Source organism: Flavivirga aquatica, assembly GCF_001747085.1.
In the GTDB taxonomy this organism is placed as follows: domain Bacteria; phylum Bacteroidota; class Bacteroidia; order Flavobacteriales; family Flavobacteriaceae; genus Algibacter_C; species Algibacter_C aquatica.
Window position 1 is genome coordinate 332,969 of record NZ_MDJD01000043.1, and the last position, 23,252, is coordinate 356,220.

At 29.6% G+C, this 23,252-nt stretch carries 20 protein-coding genes and 1 pseudogene; 11 read left to right on the plus strand and 10 right to left on the minus strand.

Annotation, left to right across the window (positions count from 1 at the left end):
- Positions 1 to 62: 62 nt before the first annotated feature.
- Positions 63 to 1,103, plus strand: coding sequence for a dual-specificity RNA methyltransferase RlmN (rlmN, locus tag A8C32_RS10975; RefSeq protein WP_069830539.1), 1,041 nt, complete (start codon positions 63 to 65; stop codon positions 1,101 to 1,103).
- 46 nt (positions 1,104 to 1,149) lie between these two features.
- Here rlmN and A8C32_RS10980 read toward each other — a convergent pair whose 3' ends face one another.
- The 4 genes and pseudogenes from A8C32_RS10980 to A8C32_RS10995 form a co-directional block, all read right to left on the minus strand.
- The gene (locus A8C32_RS10980; protein WP_069830461.1) at positions 1,150 to 2,184 is read right to left on the minus strand and encodes a T9SS type A sorting domain-containing protein; all 1,035 of its coding nucleotides are present in this window, start codon (positions 2,182 to 2,184) and stop codon (positions 1,150 to 1,152) included.
- A gap of 286 nt (positions 2,185 to 2,470) precedes the next feature.
- Complete coding sequence (locus A8C32_RS10985) at positions 2,471 to 3,700, minus strand: T9SS type A sorting domain-containing protein (RefSeq protein WP_069830462.1); 1,230 nt, start codon at positions 3,698 to 3,700, stop codon at positions 2,471 to 2,473.
- A 69-nt stretch (positions 3,701 to 3,769) separates the two neighbouring features.
- Positions 3,770 to 4,601, minus strand: a pseudogene (locus A8C32_RS10990) (IS1595 family transposase).
- A 109-nt stretch (positions 4,602 to 4,710) separates the two neighbouring features.
- Positions 4,711 to 5,472 carry a T9SS type A sorting domain-containing protein gene (locus tag A8C32_RS10995; RefSeq protein ID WP_069830463.1) on the minus strand — a complete coding sequence of 254 codons (762 nt, stop codon included), beginning with the start codon at positions 5,470 to 5,472 and terminating at the stop codon, positions 4,711 to 4,713.
- A 213-nt stretch (positions 5,473 to 5,685) separates the two neighbouring features.
- On the opposite strand from A8C32_RS10995, the gene A8C32_RS11000 reads away from it, so the two are divergent.
- From A8C32_RS11000 to dnaG, 5 genes are all read left to right on the plus strand, one after another.
- A complete protein-coding gene (locus tag A8C32_RS11000; protein ID WP_069830464.1) occupies positions 5,686 to 6,663 on the plus strand; it encodes a polyprenyl synthetase family protein in 978 nt (325 codons plus the stop codon).
- A 120-nt stretch (positions 6,664 to 6,783) separates the two neighbouring features.
- Positions 6,784 to 7,359, plus strand: a complete 576-nt coding sequence (locus A8C32_RS11005) for an RNA polymerase sigma factor (RefSeq protein ID WP_240491733.1) — start codon at positions 6,784 to 6,786, stop codon at positions 7,357 to 7,359.
- Positions 7,346 to 8,095: a hypothetical protein gene (locus A8C32_RS11010; protein WP_069830465.1), complete on the plus strand. Its 750-nt coding sequence runs from the start codon at positions 7,346 to 7,348 to the stop codon at positions 8,093 to 8,095. Before A8C32_RS11005 ends, A8C32_RS11010 begins: the two co-directional genes overlap by 14 nt.
- A 120-nt stretch (positions 8,096 to 8,215) precedes the next feature.
- On the plus strand, positions 8,216 to 9,283 hold the full coding sequence (locus A8C32_RS11015; protein WP_069830466.1) for a hypothetical protein: 1,068 nt from the start codon (positions 8,216 to 8,218) through the stop codon (positions 9,281 to 9,283).
- Between the two features lie 137 nt (positions 9,284 to 9,420).
- Complete coding sequence (gene dnaG / locus A8C32_RS11020) at positions 9,421 to 11,379, plus strand: DNA primase (protein WP_069830467.1); 1,959 nt, start codon at positions 9,421 to 9,423, stop codon at positions 11,377 to 11,379.
- Here the strand turns inward: dnaG and A8C32_RS11025 are convergent.
- On the minus strand, positions 11,374 to 12,003 hold the full coding sequence (locus tag A8C32_RS11025; protein ID WP_069830468.1) for a response regulator: 630 nt from the start codon (positions 12,001 to 12,003) through the stop codon (positions 11,374 to 11,376). The two genes, dnaG and A8C32_RS11025, sit on opposite strands and share 6 nt — an antisense overlap.
- A 97-nt stretch (positions 12,004 to 12,100) precedes the next feature.
- Positions 12,101 to 12,889 (minus strand): NAD(+) synthase, encoded by a 789-nt coding sequence (gene nadE / locus A8C32_RS11030; protein WP_069830469.1) that lies wholly within the window; start codon positions 12,887 to 12,889, stop codon positions 12,101 to 12,103.
- A gap of 92 nt (positions 12,890 to 12,981) precedes the next feature.
- Here nadE and gldB point away from each other — a divergent pair, with 92 nt between their 5' ends.
- A complete protein-coding gene (gene gldB / locus A8C32_RS11035) occupies positions 12,982 to 13,944 on the plus strand; it encodes a gliding motility lipoprotein GldB (protein ID WP_069830470.1) in 963 nt (320 codons plus the stop codon).
- Positions 13,944 to 14,279 carry a gliding motility protein GldC gene (gene gldC, locus A8C32_RS11040; protein ID WP_069830471.1) on the plus strand — a complete coding sequence of 112 codons (336 nt, stop codon included), beginning with the start codon at positions 13,944 to 13,946 and terminating at the stop codon, positions 14,277 to 14,279. The genes gldB and gldC overlap by 1 nt, the downstream gene beginning before the upstream one ends.
- Positions 14,280 to 14,524: 245 nt before the next feature.
- Here the strand turns inward: gldC and A8C32_RS11045 are convergent, their stop codons facing one another.
- The 4 genes from A8C32_RS11045 to A8C32_RS11060 all read right to left on the minus strand — a co-directional run bounded on the left by A8C32_RS11045 (position 14,525) and on the right by A8C32_RS11060 (position 19,354).
- Complete coding sequence (locus tag A8C32_RS11045) at positions 14,525 to 14,965, minus strand: DM13 domain-containing protein (RefSeq protein ID WP_069830472.1); 441 nt, start codon at positions 14,963 to 14,965, stop codon at positions 14,525 to 14,527.
- A 501-nt stretch (positions 14,966 to 15,466) separates the two neighbouring features.
- Entirely contained in the window at positions 15,467 to 17,782 is a 2,316-nt protein-coding gene (locus A8C32_RS11050; RefSeq protein WP_069830473.1) for a TonB-dependent receptor plug domain-containing protein, read from the minus strand.
- Positions 17,783 to 17,819: 37 nt separating this feature from the next.
- Complete coding sequence (locus tag A8C32_RS11055; protein ID WP_069830474.1) at positions 17,820 to 18,716, minus strand: FecR family protein; 897 nt, start codon at positions 18,714 to 18,716, stop codon at positions 17,820 to 17,822.
- A 122-nt stretch (positions 18,717 to 18,838) separates the two neighbouring features.
- The gene (locus A8C32_RS11060; RefSeq protein ID WP_069830475.1) at positions 18,839 to 19,354 is read right to left on the minus strand and encodes an RNA polymerase sigma factor; all 516 of its coding nucleotides are present in this window, start codon (positions 19,352 to 19,354) and stop codon (positions 18,839 to 18,841) included.
- 116 nt (positions 19,355 to 19,470) lie between these two features.
- On the opposite strand from A8C32_RS11060, the gene A8C32_RS11065 reads away from it, so the two are divergent.
- The 3 genes from A8C32_RS11065 (at position 19,471) to A8C32_RS21360 (ending at position 23,128) form a co-directional block, all read left to right on the plus strand.
- Positions 19,471 to 21,225 (plus strand): hypothetical protein, encoded by a 1,755-nt coding sequence (locus tag A8C32_RS11065; protein ID WP_123803394.1) that lies wholly within the window; start codon positions 19,471 to 19,473, stop codon positions 21,223 to 21,225.
- A 344-nt stretch (positions 21,226 to 21,569) separates the two neighbouring features.
- A complete protein-coding gene (ffh, locus tag A8C32_RS11070; RefSeq protein WP_069830477.1) occupies positions 21,570 to 22,898 on the plus strand; it encodes a signal recognition particle protein in 1,329 nt (442 codons plus the stop codon).
- 38 nt (positions 22,899 to 22,936) lie between these two features.
- Positions 22,937 to 23,128, plus strand: a complete 192-nt coding sequence (locus A8C32_RS21360; RefSeq protein ID WP_349267244.1) for a four helix bundle protein — start codon at positions 22,937 to 22,939, stop codon at positions 23,126 to 23,128.
- Positions 23,129 to 23,252: the final 124 nt, after the last annotated feature.

Below are 23,252 nucleotides of genomic sequence, written 5' to 3' on the forward strand. Positions count from 1 at the left end.
CAATTTATAATTCAATAAAAACAAACCCTTTTATTATTTTTGCAGGATACCGTTTAATATTTATGGCAACAGAGAAAAAAGACATTCGCGCATTAACCAAAGAACAATTACGAGATTTTTTTGTAAAGCAAGGCGATAAAGCCTTTCGAGGAAACCAAGTCTATGAGTGGTTGTGGCAAAAAGCGGCGTATACGTTCGAGGATATGACAAATGTTTCGAAGGAAACACGCCAAATGTTAGAAGATAACTTCGTAATCAACCATATTCAGGTAGATACCATGCAGCGAAGTAGTGATGGGACAGTTAAAAATGCAGTACGTTTGCATGATGGATTAATAGTGGAATCTGTATTAATACCAACAGCAACAAGAACAACAGCATGTGTATCAAGTCAAGTAGGATGTAGTTTAGATTGTAAATTTTGTGCAACAGCACGATTAAAACGTATGCGTAATTTAAATCCAGACGAAATTTACGATCAAGTGGTCGCTATAGATAGTGAAAGTAGATTATATCACAACCGCCCTTTAAGCAACATTGTATTTATGGGTATGGGAGAGCCTCTAATGAATTATAACAATGTTATAAAGGCAATTGATAAGATTACATCATCAGAAGGATTAGGTATGTCTCCAAAACGCATCACGTTATCTACATCTGGCGTTCCAAAGATGATTAAGAAAATGGCAGACGATGACGTTAAATTTAATTTAGCAGTATCATTACATTCAGCCATAGAAGAAGTACGAACATCTATTATGCCATTTAATGAAACATTTCCATTAGAAGATTTACGTGAAGCATTAGAGTATTGGTATGAAAAAACAAAACGAAAAATAAGTTACGAATATGTAGTTTGGAGAGGAATTAATGATAGCCAAAAAGATATAGATGCTTTTGTAAAGTTTTGTAAATATGTACCCTGTAAAGTTAATATTATAGAATACAATCCTATTGACGATGGCGAATTTCAACAAGCTACAAATGAAGCTCTAGAAAATTATATTGCAAGTTTAGAAAAAAATAGAATAGTCGTTAATGTGCGTCGTAGTAGAGGTAAAGATATTGATGCTGCATGTGGGCAGTTAGCTAATAAAAGCTAAAAAAGAGCTACAATTTGCAGCTCTTTTTTAGGACTAGTCATATAAACTATTCTTTTATTATTTTTTTACTAGTCATCCCGTTTTTGGAATAAATATTCATCAAATAAATACCTTTATTAAATTCAGATATATTTATTTCTTTTTCAGAAATATTTTTAATAGGAATAGATTTAATTAACCGACCATGAATATCTACAATTTCTAATTTGGTAAGGTTTAAATTATTTTTTGCAGAAAGATTTATAACGTTCCTAGCAGGATTTGGATATAGTTTTATAGATTTAGATAAGTTATTATCTATATCATTAATTCCTAGCAAATTTTCAGTATTTGTAGCTCTAATTCTTAAATCATCAAATTTGGCAACTGTAGAAACAGTATTATCAGTTCCGGCAATAACTATAAAATCATTTTCAAAAGGATCTATTCCAGTTGCTTCACTATCAGTAAAACCTAGGTAAAACCCAGGGCCTTTAAAAGTAATATCTCCAGTTGTTTTATCAAAGGCAAGGCCTATTCTGTACCAGCTGTTAGGTAGTAATATTATTTCGGTACCTTGACTTCCTAAATTTATAGGGAAAGTGTCGATTGTATTACCATCGTCAGCGTAAATAAGACCTAATAGTAATTTAGTTTCAGGAACAAATAGAAACCCAGCAATTGTTATGCTATAGTCTGAGTTATATAATTGTGTGCTAATTAAGCTTTTACTTGTAGTTGCAGCCCCTGTAAAAATATTGTATTCAATTTCTATGATGTCATTTCCAGTTGTACGCGATGCCCAAGCTGTATCTAGTCCACTTGTCCATAGCAATTTTGAGTCAGTTGCATTATTAGAACCTGTAATTTGGAGAACTTTCCCTAGTTGACCACCTTCATTTGTAATTTGGAAATCAGAATTTGCCCCAACTGTTGTTTGTGTAAACAAGCCTCCTTGGCCTGAAGTACTTCCAGTTATATCGGTTCCGACATTTCCTACGGTAAGAGAGTCAAAATTTTCAGCTTGTAAGTTTTGGGCTATTGTTATATTAAAAGAAGCAATAAATATTATTAAAAAAAACGATAAAGTAACTTTTTTCATAAGGATAAGGGTTATGTTAATAATTTATTTACAATATAAAAATAATTGCTGTTTTTTCATACAAATTTAGAAGCTAATAGTTAATCTAATTATTTTTATTTAATAATGAGGCTACTATGATTTTTTAAAATAATAACTATTAATGTGTTTCTGTTAGATCCAAAGATTGTTTTTTTTTGATTGTAGTATATTTCTATTTCTTTCTTAAGAATAAAGAAGCTAGTTTCTTTCAGTTTTAAGCAAAAAAAACTGCTGTAAAAGCAGTCTTTTTTAAGATTGTTTTTAATTATTTTTTAATAAACTTAATAGTCTGTATTTTATTTTCAGATTGAATAGTTACAAAGTATAAACCTTTAATTAACTCAGATATATTAATTTCTTTTTTAGAAACATTCTCTAAGGCAATAGATTTAATAAGTCTACCATTAATATCTGTAATTTCTAATTTTGTGAAATTTAAATTATTCTTAGATGATAAATTTATAATATCAATAGAAGGGTTAGGGGACAAAGCAACAAAATCACTTTTCTCAAATTTGCTAGAGCTTAATCGATCTCGATCAAATGAAATTTCATCAATAAGAATATTTCCAGAGGCAGAAGATTGTTGTGTTGTACTATTAACAAAACTAATGCCAATACTACTTACTAAGGACTTCCATTCAGGTATTGCTGATAAATCTATAGAATAAGTCTTATAACCAGTATCAGATGTCGTGATAGATTGAACAGTAAATGTCGAACTAAATTCAGCTGTTACTCTTATTTCATCAATACTAGAATTGTTATTTCTTAAAGTGATATTAAGAAACTTTCTATTACTTCCATTTGTAGGTACTACGTAATATGTAGAAGTTGTTAGAAGTGTAGAAACAGCACCATCTTGTGGTTCAAAAGTAAGAATTCCTCCCATTGGCCCTTGCAATTGCGCATTTTCTGGTTCCCATTGATCAGTGTCATAATCTAAATTAAAATCAAAATTGGTTTTTGAAACTTCATCACCACCAGAACCATCGAAAAAGGAAATATTGTCAATTTCAATAACAGCTCCATTATCTGTAAAATCTGCACCACTAGCAGTTCCGTCATTGTTTTTAAACTCTAAAGATAAATTACTAATACTTCCTGGTCCAGTAGATTCAGTAAAATCGACATAATAAGTAACAAAACCAGGAGTGTTATTTGTAACAGGTCTATTGATGTAAGAAAAATTAGTAGGATTAGAATTTTTAGCATAACCAAATCTAACAAGAGTAGGCCCAGCTCCTGCAATTCTTAAAGTAATAGATGCAAAATAGTAACCATTAGCAGATGAAGTAGGTATATTTGCGGCTGCTCTATCGAATTTTGGGTTTGAGCCACTAGTCGTTAACTGTAATGCATTTGCTCCAGTAACTTCTGTTAAGTTAGTCGAAGTCCATCCGTCATTACTTGCATCAAAATTCCAAGTTATTGGTTGCGCTGATGTTAAAAAGGTGAAAGCAATAAATAATAGTAATAGGGTAATTTTTTTCATGGTATTTATTTAAATTTATAAATAGGGTAAAAGTTTTTTATTATAAAATAATTGAATATCCGTTTTTAGTCATAAACCTGTAATGTTAGCAATTACAAGCCTATCAAAGAGTTTACCTCCAAAATATCTTCTATTGAGTTTGTGTGTAAATTCATATAGGTGTAGTAGAAGGTGCTTATCTTTAATTTTATGGTAATTTACTAATAAATTCCGTTTGGCACTACCAATTGTTATGTGTAGCCACTTTATGATTTCTTTGGTAGATTTTTCAGTAATGTGTAATTCTATAAAATCGGCAATATCTAGATAAGACGTGCTTTTATCTGTAAATACAATACTTTTTTTATCAATAGAGCTTTCTAGGGTTTGATTGATTTCTTTTGCGCTGTAAGTACTTAGGACATTAGCTTTAAAATATCTAGGCTGTCGTTCTATCTTACCTATTTGAAGATCTTCTAAAGGGATAGATTCTGCCATAATAACTACATTTTGTTTTCCTGCTGCCCCACGACCTCTTGCTCCATTGGATTGCTCTAACGCTAAGGGTGCTACAGTAAAATAGCCCTCTTCTAGTTCTATCATACCTTCCAAGGTATATCTGTTATCTCTATATTGTTTTTGAATCTCTTTACTTGAAAATCCTTTTTTTGTAGCACTAAGCAAAATGGTCTTATACCAAATCAAAAAAGATAAATTAGAGTTCTGCGTAATAGTGCCACTCTTTAAAGTCATACGCTTTCTACATTTTATACTCATAGCTTAAGCGACTCTTTATCCAATAATGCTCTGTCTCTGTATGACCAGACTTACAGACCACACCTAAATTGTCTCGCTGTGACTTAAAATGATTAACACATACTTTTTCATTATCAAAATTTGCTGTAAAACTGAAAATGTTCATGATCTTTTTTATCACAATTTAAACATTATTTTTATTTGTGAAGTATCACGGAAAAATATAACACTTTTAAGAGATTACCAAATGCAGTCTCTTAAAAGTGCTAGTAAAATTATTTTTTAATAATTTTAAGAGTTGAACTATTGTTACCAGCCTTAAGAGTTACAAAATACAAGCCTGTATTTAGCTTAGATAAATCTAAAGTATTTTTTAAGATATCATGACTTCTAATAATATCTATTTGCTGCCCTAATTGATTAAAAACAGTAGCAGAATCTATATCAAAACGAGTATCTATAGTTAGTTTATCTATTACAGGACTAGGGTAGGATTTAGAGATTTCTAGGTCATTATCTTTAATTGATAAAGCTGTTTCTGTAAATTCAATTTTGTCAATTAAGATGTCTCCAGATACAGAGGTAACACCAGAGGTTTCATTAAGAAAATATAATTCAAAGTCAAAAAAATCACTGCCAACAAAACCAGGTAATTGTGTTAAATCAATTGAGTAGGTTTTGAAATTAGAATCTGAAGTTGTTATGTTAGTACTAACAGCATCTGTTTTAGTGAATAATCTAATTTGCATTAGATTGTTGCCAGTAGATTCATTTTTTAGTGTTACATGTATAGTTTTTACATTATTGGTGTTAACAGAAAACGGATCTTGATCTGGGTAAATAGCTCCTAGGGCTTCGTCTCCTCCATCAAGGACTGTATTTAGTGTAATAACTCCTCCTACAGGATCATTTTCTAGTATACCACCCTGACCTAACCAACCTTCAAGGTCAGTATCAAAGTTATAAACCACATTTTGTGAAAAACTAGTTAAAGAAATTAAAAAAGTAAATAATAAAGTGAAAGTAAATCTTTTCATGACAAGTGAGTTTTTTATTAAAAAAAATATTATTAAATAATATAATCTTAATTTTTATAGTTAGGTATTATTATAAAGTTAATTCCCAACAAAAAGGATTATATCTTAATAATAAGACAACTAAATATTGATGAACCCTTATTCTATTATAATTAATTTCATAATTCATATAATTTTTTATTAGGTTTGTTACGATGAAATTAATCCTTTAGTTTGAAAATAGTAGAACAAATAAAGCACCCTATAGCTTTTGAAATGGATCTTTTTGAGCAAAAGTTCCAATTATCTATGTCTAGTAAAGTCGCTTTACTTAATAGAATAACACATTATATAGTTAACCGTAAAGGAAAACAAATGAGGCCAATGTTCGTGTTTTTGGTGGCTAAAATGGTGTCAAACGGAGAGGTAAATGAACGTACTTATAGAGGTGCTTCGGTTATAGAACTTATTCATACAGCAACATTGGTACATGATGATGTGGTGGATGATAGTAATAGACGACGTGGTTTTTTCTCTGTTAATGCGCTTTGGAAAAATAAAATTGCTGTTTTAATTGGTGATTTTTTACTTTCTAAAGGCTTGTTATTGTCTATTGATAATAATGATTTCGATTTACTTAAAATAATATCTATTGCAGTTAGGGAGATGAGTGAAGGCGAGTTACTTCAAATAGAAAAAGCCCGAAAACTTGATATAACAGAAGATATCTACTATGAAATTATAAGACAAAAAACAGCAACCTTAATTGCTGCATGCTGTAGTTTAGGAGCGGCTTCGGTAAAACCAGAATCTTTACATGTAGAGTCTATGCGTAAGTTTGGTGAGTTAATAGGAATGGCATTTCAAATTAAAGATGATTTGTTTGATTATGGAGATGCTCAAATAGGTAAGCCTACAGGGATTGATATTAAAGAACAGAAAATGACTTTACCTTTAATTTATGTGTTAAATCATGCTTCAAAGAAAGAAAAAAAATGGCTCATTAACTCCATAAAAAATCATAATAAGGATGTTAAGCGTGTTAAAGAAGTTATAGCTTTTGTAAAAGAAAAGGAAGGTTTAGAATTTGCAATCACTAAAATGAAGCAATTTCAAAACGAAGCTTTACAAATACTACAAGATTTCCCTGAATCAGATTATAAAAATTCACTTGAACTTATGGTGAATTATGTTATAGATAGAAAAAAATAATACTAGTACTCATTTAAATTTTTGAGAAACTAAAAGAGTCCTTTTTATAATTATTTAAAAAATATTATAACCTAGGCAACCATTTGCGTAAAATTTGCGTCTAGTTAAGTAGAAAGCAAAATGAAAGCATTTTTGAAAGTTATTCAACTCCATAAAAACGAACCTGTTCTTATAAAAAAGGCGATTAAAAATAATCGCGAAGCACAACATGTATTATTTGAATTGTACGCACCTAAAATGCTAAGTGTTTGTAGGTGTTACATTAAAGATTTACAGCAAGCAGAAGAAGCTATGCTTAATGGTTTTTTTAAAATATTTGCTAACTTAAAAAGTTATAAAGCAAATGGTAGTTTTGAAGGTTGGATTAGACGTATCATGGTAAGAGAATCTATCTCGTTTTTGCGGCAAAAAAAACATATTGAATTTCCAGATGAAAACATAGAGTATAAGGCTAACTATGTTAATAATATTAAGATAGATATAGATGTGGCTAAAATACAGCAGCTCATTGATCTACTTCCTGAGGGTTATAAAATGGTGTTTGTTATGTATGCCATAGAAGGATATAAGCATCGAGAAATATCTAAGATTTTAAATATTAGTGAAGGGACATCAAAATCACAGTTATTTAAGGCTCGAAAAATACTTCAAGAAAAAATAAAGAAATTAGATAAAGTAAATTATGGAACCCATTAATTTTGAAGAAAACATAAAAAAAGAGTTTGAAAAAAGGTCTTTGCAGCCATCAAATGATGCCTGGGATAAACTATCAAAACAATTAGACGTTCAAGAAGCTAAAACTAAAACTAATAATAAGAGGTTTTTATGGTTAGGTATCGCTGCTAGTATTATAGGTGTTTTATTTGTTATGCATCAGTTTAATAAAACTGAAGTTGTAGAGGAAATTCAAGAGATTGTAATAATTCCAAAAGTTGTAAATAAAAATGATGTTTCAGAAGAAAAATTAACAAAAGAGTTATTGGAAGGCGTTAAGTCAAAAGTAAAATCTACTAAATCTATTAAGTATTCAATACAGCTAAAAAAGGGAGATATAAATAAAGAAGAGGTTGTTTTATCTAATAAAAAAGTAATTCACGAACAAGAAAGAGGTGTTTTAGAATCGGTTAAAATCTCTCAGAAGGATTTAACATTTGAAGAACAGAAAGTGCAAGATGTTGTAGCTCAGATTAAAGCATTAAAAGAAAGTAAAGGAGATATAACAGAAGCTAACATAGAGCTATTGCTAAAGCAAGCACAAAAAGAGATTGCTCTAAAAAGGTTAATAAAAGATAGAACGAGGACTGTTGATGCAAATTTATTACTTCAAGATGTAGAAACAGAAATAGATCAATCGTTTAGAAGTAAGGTTTTTGAAACTTTAAAATCTAGTTTTAATTCTGTAAAAACAACAGTTGCTCAGCGTAACGATTAATTGTTATTGCTGTTAAATAAAAGATATTTAAAAACATAAAAACACAATTAATAAATACAATCATCAATCAACATTAATACACATGCTGAAAAGAAATTCAGCATAATAAAACGAACAGTTATGCAAATAATTACGAAGTGTTTAGTACTCATCATACTAAGTTTAAGCGTGCAATTAATCAATGCACAGGATACAATTCCTAAAACAAAAAATAACGAGAGAATAGTTAAATTAAAAGAATTAAAAGAGCAAATTAAAAAAGAAGAGAGAACGTATTTAAAAATTGAAGTAGAAGTAATTAATGAGCGTTTGGAGAAAGGAGATATAACAAAAGAAGAAGCAGAAACGTTAAAAATGGAAATGGCTAAAAAGCGTGCTTTAAACATTGAAAATCGTATAGCAATAATAGATAATAAAATAGCCCTTTTGCAACGGAATGATGAAGGCTATGGTGGAAATAATTTAGACATAGGTCTTGGTGTAGGGAATAAAAAAGAAGGTTTTGCTGGTGTTATAATTAAAAAGAAGAATAAGCCTAAACAATATGATAGACGAACAACTAATGACTTTGTTTTAGCATTTGGTTTAAATAATGCAATTATTAAAGGAGAAAGCATTGATAACTCACCGTATAAGTTTGGAGGTTCACGTTTTTTTGAAATAGGTTGGGCTCATAAAACAAGAGTATTTAAAAACACCAATTTTTTACGCTTAAAATATGGGTATTCTATTCAAATTAATGCATTAAAGCCTGATGATAATAAATATTTTGTCAAACAAGGTAATCAAACAGTTTTAGAAGAATTCCCTCAAGATCTAAAAAAATCAAAATTATCAATTACTAATTTAGTATTTCCTGTTCATTTTGAATTTGGTCCTTCTAAAAAAATTGAAAAAGATACCTATTTTAGATATTCTACTAAAAATAAATTCAAAATTGGTTTAGGTGGATATGCTGGTTTTAATATTGGTACAAGGCAAAAATTAAAATATAAATTAGATGGAGTAAGCGTAAAAGGTAAACAAAAAGGAGGGTTTAATACTGGCGATTTAGTTTATGGTCTTAGTGGGTATGTGGCTATTGATGAAATAGCATTATATGTTAAATATGATCTATCTCCAATTTTTAAGGATCAGATTATAAAACAAAATAATATATCCATTGGTGTTAGATTTGATATGGATTAGTTGATGATTCTTCATGACTAGGATTTCTTTTGGTATTTTGTTTAAAAGCTTTTTTCGACAAGGTAAAATTTCAAAACTTCTTTAATTTCTAGAATCAATAGTTTGTATTACATTTACATTTAATAAAAACTATAATATTGATATCACCAGAATCCATAGAACAAGTATTTGAAGCCGCTAGAGTAGAAGAGGTTATCGGTGATTTTGTTCAGTTAAAAAAAGCAGGAAGTAACTTTAAAGGATTAAGTCCATTTAGTGATGAACGCTCTCCTAGTTTTATGGTATCTCCTGTTAAACAAATATGGAAAGATTTTTCAACAGGTAAAGGAGGGAATGCTGTTTCGTTTTTAATGGAACATGAGCATTTTACTTACCCTGAAGCCATAAAATATTTAGCAAAAAAATATAATATTGAGGTAGAAGAAACCGAACAATCTAACGAGCAGAAAGAAAAGGCTAACGAAAAAGAAAGTTTGTATTTAGTAAGTGAATTTGCAAACACATATTTTCAAAAAATACTTCATAAAACAGATCAAGGAAAATCTATAGGTTTAAGTTATTTTAAAGAACGCGGTTTTACTGAAGAAACCATTAAGAAATTTGACTTAGGGTATTCTCTTAATGAGTGGCAAGCTTTTACAGATGAAGCCTTAAAGCAAGGTTATAACATTGATTACTTAGGTAAAACGGGACTTACTATAGTAAAGGAGGATAAACGTTTTGATAGGTTTAAGGGGCGTGTTATGTTTCCTATAAAGAGTATGAGTGGGCGTGTGTTAGGATTTGGAGGTCGTATACTTATTCTAGATAAAAAAGCAGCTAAATATTTAAATTCACCAGAAAGTGATATTTACTATAAAAGTAAAGTTTTATATGGTATCTATCATGCTAAGAAGGATATAGCAAAAGAAGATAATTGTTATTTAGTTGAAGGTTATACAGATGTTATTCAATTTCACCAAACAGGAATAAAAAATGTGGTATCCTCTTCGGGTACAGCATTAACATCAGATCAAATAAGGCTTATAAACAGACTCACTAAAAACATTACAGTTCTTTTTGATGGTGATGCCGCAGGTATGAGAGCATCACTTAGAGGTATAGATTTAATATTAGAACAAGGTATGAATGTTAGGGTATGCACTTTTCCAGAAGGAGAAGACCCTGATAGTTTTGCAAAGCAAAATACACTTGAAGAGTTATCTTTGTATTTAAAAGATAATGCTAAAGATTTTATTCAGTTTAAAGCCTCTATTTTATTTGAAGAATCGAAAAACGATCCTATAAAAAAAGCTGATACGGTTAGAGATATAGTAAATAGTATTTCTAAAATTCCTGATAGAATTAAAAAAGAAATTTATATTCAGGAATGTGCTAGAATCATGGATATTAGTGAAGAGGTTCTCTTTACTACTTTAGCTCAAATGGATGAAAAAGAATTTCAAGAAGAGGCTAAAAAAAATAAAACAGAGCAAAAGGCTTTTGAAGTTATAAAGCATGAACAGCCAATAAAAAAAGTTGATGTTCAATATCTTTTAGAACGAAAAATTATTGAAATTCTATTGTTGTATGGAAACAAAATAGAAGATTTTGAAGATTTAGTTTTAAAAGAAAATAAAAAAGGAGAATTAGATTTAGAACCAGTGATTCATCAGGCAAAAGTATTTGAAAAGGTGTTTTTAGACCTTCAGGATGATGAAATGGAGTTTACAAACCCGCAATTTAAAACCCTATATTATACTGTTATAGATGCTTTAAATCAGAATCCAGATTTCGAATTAAAAACCTTCATAAATTCGGTAGATCCAGCAATGACTGCCGATATTACAACTATTTTGATGGAAGATGAGCGCTATGCATTAGATGATTGGAAGCGTATGAATATATTTCCAAAAGAAAAAATGCATAGCGTTGCTCAACTAGTTAGTGAAACTATTTTAAGTCTTCGTTGCTTTTTAATAGACCAGAAGGTTAAAGAGTTTCAACAAGAAACACTACAAAATAAAACCAATGTTAATAGAAATATACTTGAAGAAGTAAAAGACTATTCTGGTTTAAAAATGTTGTTGTCAAGAAAGCTTAACCGAGTATTATAACTCGGCAGTAACTTTTGCTTGGTTAACTAAATCTACTAAATTAGTAACTTTTAGTTTACGCATTAATCTCGCTTTGTAAGTACTAACGGTTTTTTCGTTAATATCTAACTCTTTAGAGATTTCTTTGTTTTTTCTACCAACAGTTAGTAGTTTTAAAACTTCTGCTTCTCTGGTAGATAGTTTTTTGTAATAAGCTCCACCTTTATTAACACGAGTACCGAACGCTAATTGTTGCGTTAGCTCATTACTTAGGTAGATACCTCCATCGTGTACTTTAGAAACAGCTTCCGTAATGGTTATAACATTAACAGATTTGTTTAAGTACCCAGATGCACCAGCTTTAATGGTGTTTATGGCATAAACCTCTTCAGGTTGGTTGCTAAAAATAATAGTTTTAATGTCTGGATAGTCATTTTTTAAATAACGTAACACGGTTAAACCATTAAGTTTAGGAAAATCGGCTTCAGTTAAAATAATGTCTACCGGATTTTTCTTTACAAATTCTAAGATGGCTTCGCCATCGTCTAAACTTCCTACAATTTCTACGTTAGGAGAAGCTGAAAAAAGAACTTCTAGCCCTTTTCTTGTAATCGGGTGATTGTCTGCAATTAATAATTTTATCATAATTAGATAGCTTTTTAATATAACTTTTTGAGATATAGTTATAAATGAGAGAATAAGCTGGCACAAATGTAATGCTTTTTTAATTAATCTGCAAAGGTTATATGAAAATATTAGGGATTTCGCAAATAGGAATAGGAATCATTTTGTGATTGTTAGCGGTGTTAAAGCGTTTATATATTTTGAAAACTTCTCGTTCTCTATCAGAAAAATCATCAATATTTTTGCCTTGATAATCCATGTTCATAGCCCATTCAAGCTCAGGATAAGAGGCTCCAATTTGGTCTTCATCACTTCTAGTATCTCCAAAAAGGCCATCGCTAGGGTCTGCTTTCATAATAGATTCTGGTACTTCTAAAAATTCACCTAATTTGTAAACTTGCGATTTCATTAAGTCGGCAATAGGACTTAAATCTACACCACCATCACCGTATTTTGTGTAAAAACCAACTCCAAAATCTTCAACTTTATTCCCTGTTCCAGCTACTAAAAGCTTGTAGAGACCAGCATAATAGTAAAGTGTAGTCATGCGTAAACGTGCTCTAGTATTTGCTAAGGCCATATCTACAGTAGCTTGGTCGCTATCAAAAAAGACCTCGGTTTTGAATTCTTCAAAAACAGGAGTTAAATCTGTACGCGTATCACTAACATTATCAAAACGTTCGCTTAATTGTTTAATATGCTCTTGCGCTCTAGTGACATGACTTTGAGCTTGATGTATAGGCATTTCTATACACAAAACATTTAATCCTGTTTTAGCACATAAGGTAGAAGTTACAGCAGAATCAATTCCTCCTGAAATACCAATAACAAAACCATTAACACCTGCTTTTGTAGCATAATCTTTTAACCAATTTACAATATGATCAACAACTTTTTCTGTTTGCATTTTAAATGAATTTAATTCTAAGAATAGTACCTTTGCAAACAAAAGTAAACGAAACACTCAATTTATGAAAATATATGTCGTTTAAGTTTTATATGAATAAAATATTATTGCTTTTAATAGTTGTATTATCCGTTTTTTCTTGTAAGAGAGAAAGTGAACTAGAAAATATAATAGCTAATATAAATACAGATATAAGTATAGAGCGTTTTGATAAGTTATTTGCAGATGTGTCGGGAGATGATTTACCTAAACTTAGAAAAGCATATCCTTTTATGTTTTCTGAAAAATATCCTGATTCATTTTGGATGGCTAAAAAAACAGACACCTTACAATTACAGTTGTTTAATGAGGTTGATAAAGCTTTTGTTAATTTTGATGATACTGAAAGTAATATCGAGTCTTTATTTAATCATTTAAAATATTATTTCCCAGAGTTTCATCCACCTAGAATTATTACCACCACAAATGATGTAGATTATAGAAATAAAGTTATTGTAACAGACACAATCGCAGTTATAGCATTAGATACTTATTTGGGTAATGATCATGAATTTTATCTAGGTATTCCAAAATATTTAAGAGAAAACCTAAAGAAGGAACAAATTATTGTTGATTTAGCAGGAGAATATGCTAAAAAGTATATTTACCAGAGTCAAAATAAAACGTTGTTAGATGAAATGATATATTTTGGAAAGCAGTTGTTTTTTAAAGATGCCGTTATTCCATTTAAAACAGATGCAGAACGTATTGGCTATTCTCAAGAGCAAATAGATTGGGCTGTAGCTAATGAGAGTTACATTTGGCGTTATTTTGTAGAACGCGAACTCCTTTTTAGCACAGATTCTAAATTACTAGGTCGATTTATAAATCCAGCACCTTTTTCTAAGTTTTATTTAGAAGAAGTTGATGCTAATTCACCAGGGCGTTTAGGGCAATATATAGGTTGGCAAATTGTAAGAGCATATATGAATCAAAATGATGTTCCTTTAAAAGAGATGCTAATAAAAAGTACAGAAGATATTTTTAATAATTCAAAGTTTAAACCACGAAAATAATGGCAAATAAGATTACTTCCAAAATAGAACTTAATGTTGAATTGGATGCTAATAAAGTACCTGAAAAACTCCATTGGACAGCAGAAGACGGTGGTATTAGCAACGAAGAGGCTAAAGCTATGATGTTAGCTGTTTGGGACGCAAAAACACAAGAAACATTGCGTATTGATTTATGGACAAAAGATATGCCTGTTGATGAAATGAAAGTATTTTTTCATCAAACACTTGTAGCTATGAGTGACACTTTTTATAGAGCAACACAGGATGAAAAAATGAGTGCCACGATGAAAGATTTTTGTGATTATTTTGCTGAAAAATTGGAAATTAAAAAATAGTTTACAAATAGCTAAAAACAGATTTGCAATTCGTACTATTTTTAATTCAAGATTTACGCTTATAATCTAAATATTTTTCTGCTATTATTGACTTGTATAAACGTATTGATTTTTAGAAAAAAAATACATTTAACTAAAATTAGATAATACTATTAAAAAAAAAGAGTGTTTGATAATTCAAAACACTCTTTTTGATAAATAATAGAATGAACAAGTTTTTTAATTCAACTAGGTGATAACATACTCTAGTTCACAACTGCATAACCGAAATTTACGGAAAATGCAGAACACCAGATGATTACATGGTTGTATTTTGCTATGTTTACACCTTCTGGAATAGAATAAACAGAATTTCCTTCAAGATCCTTTTCTTCTAAAGCACCTAAAGAAATATATTCTGTAGCATTACTATCAGTCGCCAAATATATTTCTAAACTAGGCCCATTATCAGTTTTAAAATTTACAAGTCTTAATTTTGTTATAGCCTTGTTTACTATAGCTTTTCCAGAGGTTGGGTGAGCAACAGAAATAAATTTACCTTTAAAATTATTTTTACCGGATTTTGCAGATAAACCTCTATCTGTGTTTTCAATTAAAGATTCTTCTAAAGAATTTTCATCATTAGATGAACAAGAAGAAATTACTAATGTTAATGCAAGTACTGTTAATAATTTAATTTTTTTCATTTGGGGATATAATTTAAAGTAAGTAATTTTTTACAAACCTACATTTATTTCTTATAATGTGATTGTTTTTTTTGTTAAAAAATAAAATTTGGTGATAAAGGTATTGATTTTTAACTGATTATCGTTTATAAATTAGCGTGCTTATTACGTAAGAAAAGTAAACTCACATTTAAAAGGAGGTATGATTGTAGACTATCCCTTTTTAGGACACCTCAAAATTCGACAGAAATTTGTTATTATTACCTGTTTGCTGCTAAATGAATTTGGTTTATGTGGCTTCTAGAAAAAGCATAGTAAGCTAGTATTCTCTATGTTTTGAATATTCTAAGAAAGTTTTAGTGAGTAAAAATTACAGTACATGAATATGACAAATGGATGCTTAGTATAAAGCTATAAAAATTAGATTTATCAGAATTACAATAAATCTTATTTCCAAAGTTTTTTAGAGAAGTGAGAGGAATTGTAACAGAAAGCTTGACACTTTTAGTCGAGTCCAAAATATTAAAAACTTACTCTTAAGCTTATATTTGGCGTAAAACCAAGAGATTTATTTTCAATTTTATTTATTGTGTTTTCACTATCTAAGACGTAGTAAGTATTTAGAATGTTTTTTTTATTAAATATATTCCAAACCGATGCACCTATAGAGGCTTTTGTTTTATAAGTAAAATTAAAGGAATACGTGATAGAGCAGTCTGTACGTAAATAATCATCTAATTGAGCGCTGTTTGGGCTAGAGTAAGTTATTGTGCTGTCATCAATAGTATTATTTGTATCAGGTATGGTAGTGGGTTTTCCTGAATGCCAATTTAACCCTAGCGCAAATTTGATATTTTTACCAGTGTAAGCGCCAGCGAAAGTGAAAGCATGTTTTATATCTAGATTATTAGGGAATTTTTCACCGTTATTTAATTCATCAAAGGTGTAGTTATTTGTGCTATAAGAGTAAGAAACCCAACTACTAAGTGTATTGTTAAATTGTTTGTTTAATAAAATATCTAGCCCTTTAATTTCGTAGCTCCCTATACTGTTAATAAATTGGTATTGGTTTTGAAACCCTTGACTTCTTGTAGTAATACCATCCACTTTTTTTATGTAAGCTTCGGCACTTATTAGGAGTCTGTTTTTGTTATAATGAATTCCTGCAGAAACTTGCTTGCTTTTTAAAATTGGAACGGGGTGTATTGCCTTATTGTTATTAAATGTAACCTCTTTATTGTTATTAGCTAATACCCACCTGCGATTTTCAATACCTAAAAAATCATTTTGTAAATCGATTATTTGTGAAGTTGTTTGGCTTTTAAGTTCTCCTAAAATTTCAAATCTGAAATTATTAAAAAACCGTTGACTAAAACTAAGTCTAGGTTCAGCAAAAAGCATATCAAATTTTGATATATAATTTAAACGCATGCCTAGTTTTAAGTTTGTTTTAATATTATTAGATAGAAAAGCTGTTTCAGCATAAATTGAATGACTTCTAATAACCTTTTTTATATAACTTCTAAAAATAGGATTATTAACATCTTCTAAATTACTAATACCAACTTCTGTAAATTGATAACCGCCATTTATTTTTAACCTATTGTTTGGTTTATAGTTAATATCCATTTTTGCAGATCCATCATAAACTTCGTTTTCTTGAATTAGACGTTGATTATTAAGTAAATCAAAATTAGTGGCGTCCAAATCATAATTTGATACATAGATTTGCGATGTTGTAGATAGTTTTTTGTTCCAATCTTTAGAGTAAGTTACCCCTAAAGCAAGGTTTTGTTGAGACAGTTTACTCTTTAAAGTTTCATTTCTATCGTTATTAGTAGATTGCTCATCATAATTTAAATTGTTATTTACATTTAAAAAATGAAATCTTATTTTATCTTTTTTAGAAATATCATATAAGAATTTAGCAGTTATATCATAAAAATAGAAGGATTCATTTTGAGAAATAGAATTGTTGTTTGATTTAGCATTCTCAAAATCTGAATCTTGAAAAACACGAGTTATATATTGATCGTATGTAGGTGTTAAAATAAAATCTGTTACAGAACGGCGCGTAGATAATTGTAATTCGGTTTTTTTCGACAAAGGGATTTTCGCATTAGCGTCAGCATTTATTAAGTTAAAACCTAAGCCAGCTTTAAATTTGTTGTCAATATTATCAGGTAGTTGCATATCAATAATACTTGAAATACCATCACCATATTTGGCACGGGTTCCATTTTTATAAACGTTAACACGTTTTGTTGTATATGGGTTAAATGCAGAAATAAGCCCAAAGAAATGCCCAGATTGATACATTTTTATACCATCCCAAAGTAATAGGTTTTGATCATGAGTACCGCCACGAACATTTATACTAGATATAGTTTCATCAGCACTTAAAACTCCCGGAATAGCTTGAATAGCTTGTAAAACGTCTGGTTCTATTAATCCAGGAAGTATACCAAAATTTTCAGGTTTAATAGTTGTAGACCCATCATTTAATTTAGAAATACCTGAGGTTAAAAATTTAGTAACAACAATCTCTTCAAGGTTCTGTATGTTGTAATCTGAGTTACTATTGTCTTTTTTAGGAATTTTAATAATAACAAAGGTGCTATCTAATAACTGAAAGTCTAGTTTTGTTTCTTTTTTAAGAAACTCTAAAATATTTTCTAAAGATGCATCTTTAGAAGGCAACATCGCTTTTATATTCTTAATAGTATCATCTACATAAGAAAAACGAATGTTATACTTCGATTCAAGTCGTTTTAAAACAGTGATAAGAGATTGCTTTTCTTTTCGAATTATTTGCGCTTGTAACGCTGTAATATTCATAAAAAAAAATAACAAAACAATAGAACGTATTCTTTTTTTACTCACGCTTTAATGTAATACTATTGTTAGATTTACTATATGTTACGTGTAAAGGTAAGGTAATAGATTGTATTGCTATATCTATATTATCATGTGCAAAACTACCTGTAAATAATTGTTCTGGGTCAATATCTATTAGAGTGATACCAACATTGTATTGTCTTTCAAATTCTGCAATCACCATTTTATACGGTAAGCTTTTAAAAACACTTGAGTTATTTAGCCACGAAGGTATTGACTGCTTTTCTTTTTCTTTAGCAATTATTTCCCCATTAATAATTAAAAAACTGTTTCCAGCTTTTAATTTTATTTCTCGAGAATTATAAGAGATGCCAACTAAGCCTTCGTAGCAAATAACTTCAAAATAGTTATTTCTTTGTTTTACATTGAATTGAGTTCCATAAACAGTTACAATTCCTGTTTTTGTTTTTACTTTAAATGATGATCCTTTAGCAACTTTAAAAAAAGCTTCTCCGCTAAGCTCTACTTCTCGTTCATGTTTCCAGTCTTTTTTATTGAATATCAATGAAGATTTTGAATTAAGAGCAACACTAGAAGCATCCGGTAATTCTATAGTTGTTTTTTGTGCAAATTTAGTAGAGATAGTGGTGTCTAAAGTTGTTGTATAATAGAATATGCTAAAACAAATAGCAAGTATGGCTGCAATACGCATTAGAGGGTTTAACCAATGTTTTGGTTGTTTTTTTGTGCCTTTAATAGTCGATAAAACGTTTTCTAATTCTGAGGATACATCATAATTATCAGCTTTAAAAGATTGTAAGCTAGAATTTAAATTCACTAACTCATTATAATCTTCAAGAGTTTTAAACGCTTCAAGTTCCTTATCATTGAGATTGTTATTTAGCCATTTTAATATTAAAACTTCTTTATCCATAATTCTATACAACTATATATATAACAGTTAACTTTTATTTTTTCCTAGCTTAATTTTGAATTTTTTTAATTCAAAATTGATTATTAATTAAACTAAAATTCTGAACGCATAATTTTTTAATATTATAGCTCCTTTATATCTTTCCTTAATTTTTCTAGAGCTCCATATATGCGTTTTTCAACAGCTTTAGTCGAAATACCTAAAAGCTCAGCAATTTCTTTAAAGCGTTTTCCTTCAACTCTATTCATCATAAAAGCTGTACGTTGTGCTTCGGTTAAATTAGCGAGTGCATTTTGTAACTTATCCATGTATTCACTTTCCTGCATTAAAAATTCAGGAGTTTCATTAGTATATGTTTTAGGTATTATTTTTCGATGCTTTAAAACTATTTTTTGATGAGTAGCTTCATTAAGCATTAAATTATTGGCAGTAGTAAAAAGAAAACTTTTAGCTTTGTTGGGAGGGATTTTTGTACAGTTTTGCCAGAGTTTAATAAAAGCTTCTTGTACTTTATCTTTAGGGTTCAGTAATTCACCAAACTTATAATATAAAAAGTTATGTAAATCCTTTGAGTGTTTATTAAATATGGAAGAAAATAAATGTTCCTCACAAATATTTTCATGTAGTGGTTTCTCCATTATTGTTATTAATTGGGGGTACTAAAATATAAAAAAAGAAAAGATAAGGTAGGGATTTTTTAAGTTATCCTGTTTTATAATAAAAAGTTAAGTTGAACTAAGAAAAATTATTTGCTATGAAAGTTAAAATGAAATTGTTATTACTAATGCCACTTTTTACACTTTTATTATTTACATCTTGTCAAGATGAAGTAACAGAAATTACCGAGCCTAATGAAAATGAAACCCTTGTTGCTAATTCCGAGTTAACAAGTTTAATGTTGTCTACATCTAAAATGGATGGATCTGTAGATAATATTATAGATAAAGCAAGTTGTCTTTCTGTTGATTTACCAGTAACAGTAAAAGTAAATGGTCTTGAAATTAAAATTAATTCTAGAGAAGATTTTAGAGCAATCGAACTTATTTTTAATGAGTTTGAAGGAGATGAAGATACGTTAGATATTATCTTTCCTGTTACCATTGTTTTAGCAGATTATACAGAGGTTGTAATTCAAAACTCTGATGCTTTAGGTGAGTTAATAAAAGACTGTAAAGGTGAAAATGAAGAAGATGATGATATTGAATGCATCGATTTTCAATATCCAATATCTTTTTCAGTATTTGATAAAGAATTTCAGATTGTTGATGTTGCAAATATAGAGAGTGATAGAGCGTTGCACCGTTTTATAAAACGTGTAAAAAATGCCGAAGTTGTAGCAAGTCTTAATTTTCCAGTAACTATGGTTTTAGCAGATGAAACGACTATTGAAGTTAATAATAATATAGAACTAGGAAGAACCATAAAAGAAGTAAAAGATACTTGCGATGAAGATGATGATAATGATTATGGTGATGATGATTTTACTGAAGAACGTTTAGATAATTTATTAAAAACCTGTCCTTGGGTTGTTTATGAGTTTGAAAGAAATCAAAATAATTTAAATGATAGTTATCGTGATTATGTTATGGTCTTTAAAGAGGATAATGTTGTTAAAGTTCATGCTAGAAATGAAGATATATTAACAGGAACATGGATAACACGTATTACAGATAGAGGTGCTTTAATAAAATTAGAGTTCGATACATTAGTAGATTTTACTTTAGAATGGGTTGTATACGATTTAGAGCCAGGTAGAATTAAATTTTATGAGAATGGAGGGAATAAAATTATTTTAAAGAAAAACTGTGATATAGTTATTGATGTCGAGAATCAAAATAAAGAAATTAAAGGGTATCTAAGTAATTGTTTATGGCGTGTAAAAACATTAAATATTTCAGGAAGTGCTAAAGAAGAAGATTATATAGGGAATACATTGCACTTCTTTAGTGATAATAGTTTTTCTATAGATCCTAGTAGACTTGAGTATGGCTCATACACAGTTTTTAATGAGGAAAATAAAGAGACTATATTAAAAATTACTTTAGATAATCAAAATACAAGAACAGGGTTAGAGATTAAGTGGACAGTTGTTTCTGCTAGTTCTAATGAAATAATATTTAAATCTGGAACTAATGAAATGGTTTTAGTTAACCACTGTAAAAAAGATAATAATGATATTAATTATATAATAAATGATGGAGAATGGGTAATTACTTTATATGAAGATGGAACTATAAATAAAACGGATGATTACTCAAATTATATTATGGATTTTTTGCCTACAGGGAGAGTTTCTTTTTTATATGATAATAGAATTCAAGGAGCATGGTTTGCTTACAATGAAGCCGAGTTATATTTTGATTTTAATGCAGGAACAGAAGAAGCACCACTTGGAGTATTAAAACATAGATGGAGAATTGAATACATAACTCAAGACAGAATAGAGTTAAAGGATTTTAATTCTAACGGTCTTGTAGAAAGAGTGTTAATTCTTGAAAAAACTATATAATATGTTTTTGATTGTAAAGGAATATCTTATGTTTTCGGTTTGTTAGGTTAGTTGTTAACTTTTAGTTTCCTTTACAAAAGCTGTCAAATTTAAATTTGACAGCTTTTTTATTTATAATATTTAAAACAATCTAAGTTTTTTGAGTAGAAGTTTTTTAGTATAATTACGAATTAGGCTAAGTTTTTAAGTTAAATTTTGATTTACTTAAGGTTAGTCGTTAAGTAAGAGAGAAAACAGCATAGTAACTAAAGAAAAAAACAAAATATTTCTTTACTTTTGCATCTCAATTTTTAATAAAATAGTAAGCAGTTAATAGCAGTTTACTTACAGAAGACTTAAAAACTATGTTTAATAATTTAAGTGATAAATTAGATAAAGCCTTTCATATTCTTAAAGGTCATGGTAGTATTACAGAAGTAAATATTGCCGAAACTTTAAAAGAAGTAAGACGTGCTTTATTAGATGCCGATGTTAACTTTAAAATAGCTAAAGATTTTACTACTAGAGTAAAAGAAAAAGCCTTAGGCCAAGACGTATTAACAACGTTACAACCTGGGCAATTAATGGTTAAAATAGTAAAAGATGAGTTAACAGAACTCATGGGAGGCGATGCCCAAGGAGTTAATTTATCTGCTAAGCCAAGTGTTATTTTAATGTCTGGTTTACAAGGTTCGGGTAAAACAACCTTTTCTGGTAAGTTGGCTAATTATCTTAAAACTAAAAAAACTAAAAAGCCTTTATTGGTAGCCTGTGATGTATATCGTCCTGCGGCGATAGATCAATTACATGTTGTAGGAGATCAAATAGGAGTAGAAGTTTTTAGCGATAGAGGAAATAATGATCCTGTTGCTATTTCTAAAGCAGGTATTGCTCATGCAAAAGCTAATGGACATAATGTTGTTATTATAGATACCGCAGGTCGTTTAGCTGTAGATGAAGCGATGATGAGCGAAATCTCAAATATTCATAAAGCTATACAGCCTCAAGAAACATTATTTGTTGTAGATTCTATGACAGGTCAGGATGCTGTTAATACCGCAAAAGCTTTTAATGATGTATTGAATTTTGATGGTGTTATCCTTACTAAATTAGATGGGGATACTCGTGGTGGAGCAGCAATTTCTATTAAGACTGTAGTTAATAAACCAATTAAATTTATTGGTACAGGGGAGAAAATGGAAGCTATCGATGTATTCTACCCGTCTCGTATGGCAGATCGTATTCTTGGAATGGGAGATGTTGTCTCTTTAGTGGAAAGAGCACAAGAACAGTTTGATGAAGAAGAAGCTCGTAAACTTCAAAAGAAAATAGCAAAAAATCAATTTGGGTTTGATGATTTTTTAAAGCAAATTCAGCAGATAAAGAAAATGGGGAACATGAAAGACCTTATGGGTATGATTCCTGGTGCTGGAAAAATGTTAAAAGATGTTGATATTGATGATGATGCCTTTAAAGGTATAGAAGCTATTATTCATTCTATGACACCAAGTGAAAGAACGAATCCTGCAATAATTAATGCGAGTAGAAAAAAACGTATTGGAAGTGGTTCTGGTACTTCAGTACAACAAGTAAATCAGCTTTTAAAGCAATTTAACCAAATGAGTAAGATGATGAAGATGATGCAAGGTGGTGGCGGTAAAAAGATGATGCAAATGATGAAGAATATGCGCTAATTTTTTAGTTTACAGTCTCAGTCTGCAGTTAAAGAAATATGGATTTTAAACAATTAGTAGCTTACAAAAAGGCATTTGATTTATCAATGATTATTTTTAATCTGTCGAAGTCTTTTCCAAAACAGGAAACCTATTCTTTAACAGATCAAATAAGAAGAAGTTTACGGTTGGTATGCGCAAATATTTCAGAAGCTTATATAAAAAGAAGGTATCATAAAAGCATTTTATAAGTAAACTTATAGGTGCTGATGGTGAGAATTTTGAAATAAATACATGGTCAGATTTTGCTTTAGCTTGTGAGTATTATATCATTGGTAGATTATTTAAGATGTTCAGAGCAAGGTAAAGAGATTG

Bases quoted from the DNA above. Each gene is read 5' to 3' on its own strand.
- A8C32_RS10985 (WP_069830462.1), bottom strand. From the start codon at position 3,700: ATGAAAAAAATTACCCTATTACTATTATTTATTGCTTTCACCTTTTTA.
- A8C32_RS11060 (WP_069830475.1), bottom strand. From the start codon at position 19,354: ATGGAGAAACCACTACATGAAAATATTTGTGAGGAACATTTATTTTCT.
- A8C32_RS11045 (WP_069830472.1), bottom strand. From the start codon at position 14,965: ATGAAAAAAATTAAATTATTAACAGTACTTGCATTAACATTAGTAATT.
- A8C32_RS10995 (WP_069830463.1), bottom strand. From the start codon at position 5,472: ATGAAAAGATTTACTTTCACTTTATTATTTACTTTTTTAATTTCTTTA.
- nadE (WP_069830469.1), bottom strand. From the start codon at position 12,889: ATGCAAACAGAAAAAGTTGTTGATCATATTGTAAATTGGTTAAAAGAT.
- A8C32_RS10980 (WP_069830461.1), bottom strand. From the start codon at position 2,184: ATGAAAAAAGTTACTTTATCGTTTTTTTTAATAATATTTATTGCTTCT.
- gldB (WP_069830470.1), top strand. From the start codon at position 12,982: ATGAATAAAATATTATTGCTTTTAATAGTTGTATTATCCGTTTTTTCT.
- A8C32_RS11050 (WP_069830473.1), bottom strand. From the start codon at position 17,782: ATGAATATTACAGCGTTACAAGCGCAAATAATTCGAAAAGAAAAGCAA.
- A8C32_RS11005 (WP_240491733.1), top strand. From the start codon at position 6,784: ATGAAAGCATTTTTGAAAGTTATTCAACTCCATAAAAACGAACCTGTT.
- A8C32_RS11025 (WP_069830468.1), bottom strand. From the start codon at position 12,003: ATGATAAAATTATTAATTGCAGACAATCACCCGATTACAAGAAAAGGG.
- A8C32_RS11065 (WP_123803394.1), top strand. From the start codon at position 19,471: ATGAAAGTTAAAATGAAATTGTTATTACTAATGCCACTTTTTACACTT.
- rlmN (WP_069830539.1), top strand. From the start codon at position 63: ATGGCAACAGAGAAAAAAGACATTCGCGCATTAACCAAAGAACAATTA.
- A8C32_RS11015 (WP_069830466.1), top strand. From the start codon at position 8,216: ATGCAAATAATTACGAAGTGTTTAGTACTCATCATACTAAGTTTAAGC.
- A8C32_RS11055 (WP_069830474.1), bottom strand. From the start codon at position 18,716: ATGGATAAAGAAGTTTTAATATTAAAATGGCTAAATAACAATCTCAAT.
- ffh (WP_069830477.1), top strand. From the start codon at position 21,570: ATGTTTAATAATTTAAGTGATAAATTAGATAAAGCCTTTCATATTCTT.
- gldC (WP_069830471.1), top strand. From the start codon at position 13,944: ATGGCAAATAAGATTACTTCCAAAATAGAACTTAATGTTGAATTGGAT.
- A8C32_RS11010 (WP_069830465.1), top strand. From the start codon at position 7,346: ATGGAACCCATTAATTTTGAAGAAAACATAAAAAAAGAGTTTGAAAAA.
- A8C32_RS21360 (WP_349267244.1), top strand. From the start codon at position 22,937: ATGGATTTTAAACAATTAGTAGCTTACAAAAAGGCATTTGATTTATCA.